The organism is Streptomyces sp. NPDC057854 (genome assembly GCF_042797055.1).
GTDB lineage: Bacteria > Actinomycetota > Actinomycetes > Streptomycetales > Streptomycetaceae > Streptomyces.
This window is the reverse complement of record NZ_JBHVMF010000048.1, coordinates 1-9,523: the sequence shown is the minus strand read 5'-3', so window position 1 is coordinate 9,523 and position 9,523 is coordinate 1. Positions and strand designations below refer to the sequence as shown.

Genomic DNA, 9,523 nt, shown 5'->3' with positions numbered 1-9,523 from the left:
CTGCCGCACGGGCCAGACGTTCGACAGCAGTGAATGGATCATGGACCACCACATCCGGGTTTGTGACGGCGAGCATGTCCCTCGCAATCTTCGCGGTGCTCTCGTCGAGTAGCCCGGCGCGGTCAAGAACCTTTGCCATTAGATAGGACCTTTGAGTGCTTATCGCTGGGTTGCTGGTCTCTCCGACCTCGGGTGTCTGCGCCCAGATCGGGGTGCTGGTATCTACGGCGGCGGGATCGTGAATTGCGGATCGGAGTGCGGAGACCGCGTCCGCGTCGTGGCGGAGTCTGCGCACGAGCGGGCCTGTGAGCAGTGGGAACAGGTGGGCGGCGTCCTGGACCATTATCTGGTGGTGTGCTCGTTCGACGATCACGGGCAAGGCGCTGGGCGGTGAAGACCGGACGGCGACGGCGAGCGTGTCGATCCACTCGCGACGATCTCGGGGTTTGCCGGCGCGGAACCAAGCCTCCAGGTCGACGAACATCGTGCGGCTGCGCGCCTCGGTCGGGAACAGCTCGCAGTACAACGCCCGCAGTTCCGGGGTGATGTCGAAGCCAGGCTGCTGCGTCAGCGTGTCTTCGAGCGTGCCGGTGGGGACCCGCCAGAGGTCCGGGTCGACCAGCAGGTCGTAGATCTCGTTCGTCTCTCGCCAAACCGAGCTGGAGGAATTCACGCTTGTCAGGCAAGCGACGAATAGGTCGATATCGCGCCGTCCGCCGCGATGCGACCAGAGCAGGTACTCGACACTGCTGCGGAACTGAGGGTTTCCGTTTGCCTCCAAACGAATGAGATCACTGATCGACGGGTGCGGCGACGAGCTGACGCTGAGCTGGCCGAGCACGGTTGCTCGAGCGTCCTCGCGCACGTCCCTGGCGTTTGAGGCCGACAGCAGTGTGAACAGGTCGTCGCCGAAGTGAGTAGACACTTCGTCCCATTTGGCGTTAAGCAGGTCGACCAGTTCCCGATCGATGCCTCCATACCAGTGTCGGAGCTGCACCCCTGGTGGCGTGGATTCTCCTCTGGTCTCTAGGAGACCGTCATGCAGCCATAGTTCGCCGAGTAACAGCATCCCGACCCACCCGGTCTGCCGCCGGTAGTCCATCGCCGGACCGTACCCGCAGAGCTCGGCTTGCACCTGTGTGCGCAACCAATCGGCGGCCAACTCAGTCTGTTCGTGCTCAGCACTTGGTGAGATCCGGTATCGCTCGACCCGACGGATCAGGCCAGTCAGTGCCGTGCGCTGTACCCAGACGTCGGGGTCCTCATTCCAGTCCTCGAGCACGTTGCGCAAGGTACCCGGGGTGAGGTCGGAGCGGGTTAGGGCATCGACGAGCACCTCCCGCAATTGCGGTGGCAAGTAGGCGAGTTGGTCGAGAACCGCATCCATCATCGCGTTCGCGGTGGTGTCCGTGCGGGCGCCGTACGCGCGCACAATCGCCGGAGGAGCCGGGTCGTGAATCCCACTAGTGACATACCGGGGGTGCCGCAATGCCTGCATCGCGAACGCGACGACCGCCTTATGCGCCGGCCAGGCGTTGATGATCGCGTCGACATGCCAGTTGAGGTAGCTCGTCCCGACCGCAGTGCAGCGCGTCGCGAGTTCGTCCGGATCGTACTCGCGCAGTATCGCGGCGGACTCGGAGTCCTTCGGGGTGCTGGCGACCCGGGCCCAGGCATCGGCGACAGCCATCGCAATGATGACCCGCACTTCGCCGTCACCCACGTCGGCCGAAGACCTGAGCAAGGCCACGAGCACCCGGAATCCCTCAGCGACACCGAGCGCGTCCAGCGCCAGCGGTGCGAGAGGTGCGGCTGACTCCAGAGGCCCGTGCAGGCGCTCCTCGAATGCCGCGCGCACCTCAGGCCGGTCCCGAAACCGTTGTAGCAGCACTGAACCGACAGGGACGGGCCGCCACGAATCCAGTGCCGGCAGGAGCGCGTCGAGTGCCTCGTCGTCGGGCAACTGTTCAGCGAGGGTGATAACACCATCGCTCAACCGCGGAGTCGAGACGTCTTTCCGGATGGTCGCGGCGGCCTTTAGCGCGAACTTTGCGTCCGCGCGCCACGGTTGTGGGATGAGCGCAAGGTTGTACAGCAAGAGTCCGTTGCGGTCGGGATTCCCCAACTCGTCGGCTACCCAGTCCTTGATCGCGTGGTCGTCGCTGAACGTGGTGCAGGCCAACAGCCAGGCCATCGACCGATTTCCGCCATTCATGCCATTGCCGGAAAGGGTCTCCAGCACGAACCGCGTCGCCTCTGGCTTCCCCGCCAGCGCATGCTGCACGAACGGGATAGCAAGGTTCTCCCAGTGCTCTCGCGGCCGCAGCCGCTCATGCCGCAGGAATCCTCCAAACCACTGCCGCTCCGCGTCAGTGAGGCAATCGAACTCTCCGCCCGGGGCCTCCCGCAGCAGGTGCAGGGCGCAGATCCGTAGCTCCGGGGTGATCTGCGATCGAGCCCATTCGAGGAGGGCGGGCAGCTTTGGCCAGTCCGGCCAGCCTGTTCCCAGGCACAGCAGCGCGAACGCCTGGTCGATGGCGTTCGCCCCCTCGCGGACGCTCGTCTCGATTCGAGCGCCGATCGTCACGTCGCCGGCGTATCGGATTGCTATCGCGTGGGCGGCGTTCAGCTGGACAGACTCGTCCTCGTGTCGCAGACCCCAGAGCAACGTGGGAAGGACCCCTGTCTCCGCGACCGCGGGGTCTCGGAGCATCCACAGCGGTGAAGTCGGCTCGGGGTGCGCGGCGTTGAGCCAACGCGCGAAGGTGGTGAGCAGTAGGGGTCGCAGCGACGCGTGTTTCGTCATTGATACCAGCGACGTGATCAGCGTGGCACGGTGGGTGATGTCGGCGTGCTCATTGACCCGGTTGACAATCTCCGCGACCCATTCTGATTGCCTACGCGCAGTGATCGCGACGTCTGCTGCGATAGCATCGGCGATGAGTTCGTATTTGTCGACCGGGTCCACATCGGTGTGCTCGCAAAGCCGGGTAAGCAGGGACGCGTTGACGTGTGCGTTGACTTGGGTGGCGAGCCCGGCGATCAGTACATCCCGCCATGTGGCGTCGCCTGCGCGCGCGGTCAAGACGCTCTCCTGCTCGTGGGGCGGGAGCGTAGCCAGGTGCTCGCCTGCCAGCTGATCGAGCAGAACCCGATGGAGGAACCCGACCATGCCGACGCCTTGCGGGACGAGTAGGCCATACTCGTCCTCCGCCTGTGACAGCGCTTCTGCCGCCACCCGGGCCGCGTCGGCCGCCGGATAGGCCAGGCCGTCGTCGCGGCGAAGCTCCTCCCGGAACCGCCGTTCCATCTCCTGTCGGGGACGAATGGCAGAACCGCCTTCCATGCGGGTCTGGTAGGCGACGCCACGGAGCACCGTGAGCATGTCGCTGGTGGAGAACTCCGATCCCGCCGCGTGGGTCGCACGGCGGCGCATTTGGGGGTGCTTGTCCACCAGAAGTTGGACCAGCGCGGAGAAAAGGTGGAACCGTTGCGGCGGCAGCGACTCTCCCCGCCATGACTTCGCCAGCAGTCTGAGAAACAGAGGTGTACCCAAAAGGGGACTCAACGCCGGTATCTGGGTCAGTTCAGCCAGGAATGACTGCGCGTGCGGGGTGGATGGAGTGTCGGCACCGATCGTGTCGGACTCCGTTAGTACCCGGGTGACCAGATCGACCTGCTGAGCGTGGGTGAGCGGTGCCAGGACCGTTTTCGTCCACGGCTCCACCCAGTTCAGCCGGTCCACCGCGTACGGGCGAGCAGTGAGGATCGCGCCGATTTGTCGCTGAGACAGGAATGACTCGATTAGGCCCAGCGCATACTCTGCGGATGCGGGGTCGTTCCACTCGTCGACGCCATCGACGAGCAGGATCGCCCGTTCGTCCTCAAGTGCCGGCTGCGTGAGATCCCAAGCTGACGGTCCACCTTGCTGGGTGATCCAGGCCCGAATCGCCGAGACGACCGAGTTTGTCGTGGATCCGTCGAGGTGACGGCATAGGAACCCGAACGGCAACCATAACGGCAAGTTGCCGCCGTGTGCCCGCTGCAGCGCCGCGGACTGCGGTTCGGCAGCGAGGATATCTGCGGCGGCAAACATGAGGAAGCTGGACTTGCCCGATCCGGGCGCGCCGATGAGCAGCCGTAGGCGCTCCGACTCGGCCCATTCGTCGACAGGAGTGCGTGGCCGGTCCGCATCCGCGGATCGGACCGGCTCGCGTCGCGCAGGTCGGCGGGTGCGGCGGCGCATCATCAGGGGTGTTCGCGCAGACTCTTCAGGTGGCTGGTCTGCCACCAGTGGATCCGTCTGCTCTGGCTCCATTGCAGGGACTTGTGAAAGCGCACCCTCCGGCACCGATTGTGTATCGAGGATCAGATACGACAGACCGCGTGTGTGCGTGCCGGTGACCGTCGGCGAGGCACCCTGCGACCGGAACGCGGCCCGGTAAAGGTCTCCGAGGGCCGCGCGGGCTGCGCGGGCCTGCTCGGGGGTGATCCGCCGGGCAAGCTCCGCAGCGCGGTCCGCTCCGCAGAACGCGGTCACCCACGCCCGTCCGAAGAAGTCATCCACCAGCAGAGGATGATCACGGAGGCGGGAGGCGATCTCTTCCACTCCCCACGGCTCAAACTCGATGCCGATCCCCATAAGGGTTTCCCTCGCGGAGCGGACTGCGGCATCCAGCTTGGTGTCGCGAAGCGACGAACTCGTGGCGTAGTAGAACCGAGAACACCGGTCTGCCCACTCGCCGCCGAGGAAGTCGGTGACCGCGGAGGTGATCGATGCGGCTGTGAGGCGCTTCACCCGGCGTGACTGCAGTGCTACGTAACTTCTTCCCGCCCCGGCGGCGTCGAGCGAGGGTGCTGCTCGCGCGTACACATCGATTCCTGCCTGGGTTTGCCCGGGCAGTCCGTACAGGGTCGCGTGCTCGATGTGTGCTTCGGTTTCCAGAAGCCGTGTGAACAGTCGCTCCGCGTTCTCCGGGGTCAAGTCGCCCACGGGCAGCAGAGCTTGCCGGGTCTGCACCGGCGGGTCCGGCAAGGGCCCGTCTGGAACAGACCACAGCGTCGCTGGCAGGTCGAGCTGTCTCATCGTCACGCTGCTATCTTGCCGTTCGCAGCCGACAGGTACCCGCTCGCTCGCTGCGTCGCACCGGCCGTGCTGGATGCGCATGCGCGCGAGAACCCTCCGGAACGCCAATCTGCTGGGACCGCACGCGCATCAATCACCGAGCCCGAAAACTATCCCGGCTCGACGGTGGTACTGGCACTGCCCCCAAGGTTCTCCTCATCCACCTTGTCCGGCAGCAGAGGATGTACCTGGAGTTCGCCTTGGACCGGCTTCGACGGCGCTTCGTCCAGTGGAGAGTCATCGCTGACCAGTCCCGGGGCAACTGGAGATGACCTCACTTCGACGTCTCGACCACCTGCCCCATCAGGACTTCCAGAGGATGCGCGCGAAGACTCTGCGGACGTCGACGTTAGCAACGTTTCGGTTTGCGAGGGCCTTCCCTTCCCAGGTTGATCGGCCGCGCGCCCAGAGTCAACAGAGCCGCTCGGATCGTTTGGTTCAGCCCGCGCTACAGGCGTGCCTGGTTCGAGGGAGCGCCTGGGCAGTGTTGCCGTCGCGATCGGTTCACCCAGGAGCCAAGCTCGCGCTTGAACTCGGAACTCGGGGTCGAGGCCGGCCGCCGCAACTAGGAAGCCGCAGACGTCGGCGACGAGCTTAGCCGCGACTGGGTGGAAGTCAGTACCGAAGGCATCTTGAAGTTTCACGCGCGTGCCCGCAGCCATCATTGCCGAGGCGGCTTCGGCATAGCGCAAAGCAGTTTGGACTTCGGCGGGCCGCCGCATGAGGCGGGCGACGAGTTCCCGCATCTGTGAATAGTACGGCGGGAGGTGATCGAGACGTTGTACACCCGCGGGCGCGACGCTTCGCAGCAAGTTTGCGACCTCGAGTTTCTCCCGCAAGTTCGTAGCGCCTCCGAAGAGATACTCCTGCAACCCGCGATCCTGGTCCCTCAGATAGGCGCTCTGGACGTATGCACACGCGTGCACGAGCGTGACGATGTACTGCCAGGCCAGATCGACGAAGAGTGCGAGGTGTATCCGGTTGCGAGGGCTGAGGTGCCTCGCTGCATCTTGGAGGTGAGCCACGAGCTGAACTGGGTTGCGGTGTTGCTCGTACACCCAGTAGTCGAACTCGCGGTACTCAAGTAGAGGCTCCAGGCGGCGGTCCAGTCCGGTGAAGGCTGCCAGATTACGCGCCACTGCAGCCCGATCGAAGAGGACGCCGAGTGGCCCCGTGTGATCATCCAGCGGGTTGCCGTACAACTGTTGCATGGTGGTCAGGTCGGCCGAAGGCAGAACGGTGATGCCCAGACGGTTCGACAACTGACGCGTCGCGTCGTTGACGTCGTGCTCGCGCACTAGCATCACGTGGTCGGCGCCGAAGAGGTCGCCCACTCCACGTGCCCAGAACATGCGCGCTGTCGGCCTGTCGCGCTTCCCAGACTTGCAATCCGCGATAGTCGACGTCAGTTGGAAGCCCGGCGCTATGAACACGCCGAGGACGTCGAGGTCAGTGAACGTCTCCGGTACGCTCGATGGCCCGCTGTACCCGCGGCCTCGTGGCGCATGCCCTTCACCTCGGAGTTCGACGTCGAGACGGGTGCTGTAGCCCATGCTCCAGAGCAGGCGCCGTACGCCCACCTTCAGCCCGAGGTCAAGCTCGGTCACAGCGCACTCCTTCCCATCGCCGTCTCAAAGACTCGCGCGAAGTGCTCGGCCGAGGGCTCTACCGATTGGCGCATCCGCTGCGTTGTCTGCATCGGAGCGCGGTACGCCGTACCGGCATTCAGGGCGCTGCGAGCGACTGAGTCCTCGACGCGGTGCGCGACTAACTCGCCCTGTGTGATGAGATCGCGCGCGATGCCCAGTGCTGCGCGGTTGTCCTCGGTGTCAATGAAGGTGGGTACCACCCAGGTGCCGCCTGGCATGGTGTCGGGGCCGAAACGGATCAGGCCAGCGTTTCTCATTAGGGCGTACTGCCGTTGATGGGCGCTGTTCGGGTTCAAGAATCCACGGTTCGGGTCGAGAAGCTTGTCAATCACGTTCACCAGTCCGGAAGCGGAGAGAGTGTTGTACTCCCCGTACCGCTCGGCGCTCCGCAAGCATGCAAGCACAGCCAGCGACTTCTCGAGCACAGGCTTCCTCGCGACAAGCAGAGTCTTGTCTGACACGTACGGAAGCGCCGCGAAGGCACGGGAGGAGCCGTCAGGCAGCGTGACGGCCGGGGCCATAACGAGGCCGCCAGCGACGGCCTCGGTGAGCACGGGGTAGGTGCCGGGGATTAGTTCGAGCCCTTGCTGACTCCGAACTGCTGAGAGCTCTTCAATCAAACGGTCAGAGCCGTGGGTCCCTGCGAGCGACTCTAGGAGCTCAGGGTTCTCGAACCCAAAGAAAGGCGAGTATGCGATGTCGCCATCGATCGTGCGCAGGGTCCGAACAAGACCAGACGACGTGCCGACCTCAATGAGGTCCGGAACTGCGGAGCGGTCAAGTCCGAAGGTATTCTCCACGTCCTCCAGCGGCACCGGTGCCTTGGAAAGTCCATCCACGACGCGGAGCAGTTGCTGCTCTACTTCGGTCGGCGCTCGATCGCGCCATGCTCCCCCGAGGGTGCTGTAGAGGTCATCGTAATACGGCACTGTCTCCGTGAAGGTGGTGACCTTGCCCCCGCTGCGCTGGACGCCTTGGACGTAGCCGGCATCCTCTAGCAGCGCGATCACTTCACCGAATGCCAACGGGTCAACATCGAGTTGGTAGGCAGCTACCTGGGTCAGCGCTTGCGCGTCCGTTACTACGTCCCGCCCGCGGATCAGTCCTGCCACTGTCGCGGCCATGCCGACCACTCGGGTGTCGCTCAGTGGAGCAAGCAGAGGTGAGTGCGGATCGAGGTTGCGGAGGCCGGAGTGGACATCCTGGCACCGCAGGCCCTCATCGAAGCTGTTCATCGTTCGTCTCCGTCCGCGCCTTGGGCTCTCGGCGTCGTCGCCACCCATGCATGTTGCCACGTACGCACCTGTTGCGGGCAGATCGACTCCAGGCGCAGGCGTCGGCCCTGTGCACGCGACGACTGTACTTTCCGGAACGCGCGCCACTGAGGGGTGTCCGAGACTCCATGCAGAAGGCTCCCCTGGGGAGGTCTGGGGGAGGTTGAGGAGCAACAAGCAAACATAAGTGCAGGTCAGAGCGTTGCAGTATTAGCCCTTGTTTGGGGAGGTTCTAGAGCGGAAGCGTCAGACTCTTCGACCTCTGACCTGCAGTGATGCTCGGTGCGCCTGGCCAGATTCGAACTGGCGACACCCGCTTTAGGAGAGCGGTGCTCTATCCCCTGAGCTACAGGCGCGCGGCCCCGGGGACGGGCCGGGGGACAGCCTAGCTGTCGGCGGCCGTCGGAGGCGAAGTGCGCCCGCACGGACGGCGACCGTCGGCCGTAGCGTGGCCGGCACCCGGTCGGCGCGCGAGGATGGGCGCATGCCCACCGGACGTACCGACGCGCCACGCCGCGTCCTCCTCGACTGCGACCCCGGCCACGACGACGCGATCGCGATGCTCCTCGCGCACGGCAGCCCTGCCGTCGACCTCGTCGCCGTGACGACGGTCGCCGGCAACCAGACGCTGGAGAAGGTCACGCGCAACGCGCTCGCGGTCGCCGAGCTGGCCGGGATCGACGTCCCGGTCGCGGCAGGGTGCGACCGCCCGCTCGTCCGGCCGCGGATCGTCGCACCGGACATCCACGGCGACTCCGGGATGGACGGGCCGGTCCTGCCCGCCCCGCGCCGCGCCGTCGACCGGCGCCACGCGGTGGACCTCATCGTGGAGACCGTGATGGGCGCCGAGCCCGGCGAGATCACCCTCGTGCCGACGGGGCCGCTGACGAACGTCGCGATGGCGGCGCGCAAGGAGCCGCGCATCGTGTCGCGCGTGCGGGAGGTCGTGATGATGGGCGGCGGCTACCACGTGGGCAACCGCACGCCGGTCGCGGAGTTCAACGTGCTCGCCGACCCGGAGGCCGCGCACGTCGTGCTGAACGAGCCGTGGCCCGTGACGATGGTCGGGCTGGACCTCACGCACCAGGCCGTCGCGACGCCCGACGTGCGCGAGCGGCTCTCCGCGCTCGACACCACGGCCGCCCGGTTCGTCGGGGAGCTGCTCGACTTCTACGGGGCGACGTACCGCTCGGCGCAGGGCTTCCCCTACCCGCCCGTCCACGACCCGTGCGCCGTCGCGTACGTGATCGACCCGGAGGTCATGACGACGCGCCGCGCCCCGCTGGACGTCGAGCTCCACGGCGCGCTGACCACCGGCATGACGGTCGCCGACCTGCGCGGCGACGAGCCCGACGAGTGCCGCACCCAGGTCGCGATCACCCTCGACGACACCCGCTTCTGGGACCTGGTCCTCGACGCCCTCCGCCGCCTCGACCCCGCCTGACGCTGAGTGCATGAAATAGTCGCGCTCGGAC

4 protein-coding genes and 1 tRNA gene are annotated in these 9,523 nt (G+C 65.7%); 1 reads left to right on the top strand and 4 read right to left on the bottom strand.

The window, feature by feature from the left end; genetic code table 11:
* From ACFVQZ_RS36185 to ACFVQZ_RS36170, 4 genes are all read right to left on the bottom strand, one after another.
* Window positions 1-5,092: NACHT domain-containing protein (locus tag ACFVQZ_RS36185; protein ID WP_383629137.1), on the bottom strand; the 5,092-nt coding region annotated here is incomplete at its 3' end.
* A gap of 143 nt (window positions 5,093-5,235) precedes the next feature.
* The gene (locus tag ACFVQZ_RS36180; RefSeq protein WP_378233744.1) at window positions 5,236-6,732 is read right to left on the bottom strand and encodes a hypothetical protein; all 1,497 of its coding nucleotides are present in this window, start codon (window positions 6,730-6,732) and stop codon (window positions 5,236-5,238) included.
* Window positions 6,729-8,009, bottom strand: coding sequence for a hypothetical protein (locus ACFVQZ_RS36175; RefSeq protein ID WP_378233745.1), 1,281 nt, complete (start codon window positions 8,007-8,009; stop codon window positions 6,729-6,731). Before ACFVQZ_RS36175 ends, ACFVQZ_RS36180 begins: the two co-directional genes overlap by 4 nt.
* Window positions 8,010-8,331: 322 nt before the next feature.
* Window positions 8,332-8,404 (bottom strand) — tRNA-Arg (locus tag ACFVQZ_RS36170).
* 128 nt (window positions 8,405-8,532) lie between these two features.
* Between ACFVQZ_RS36170 and ACFVQZ_RS36165 the strand changes: the two genes are divergently transcribed.
* Entirely contained in the window at window positions 8,533-9,492 is a 960-nt protein-coding gene (locus ACFVQZ_RS36165) for a nucleoside hydrolase (protein ID WP_378233748.1), read from the top strand.
* Window positions 9,493-9,523: the final 31 nt, after the last annotated feature.

Excerpts from the sequence above, each read along its gene's own strand:
- ACFVQZ_RS36175 (WP_378233745.1), bottom strand. The coding sequence starts at position 8,009 with ATGAACAGCTTCGATGAGGGCCTGCGGTGCCAGGATGTCCACTCCGGC.
- ACFVQZ_RS36165 (WP_378233748.1), top strand. The coding sequence starts at position 8,533 with ATGCCCACCGGACGTACCGACGCGCCACGCCGCGTCCTCCTCGACTGC.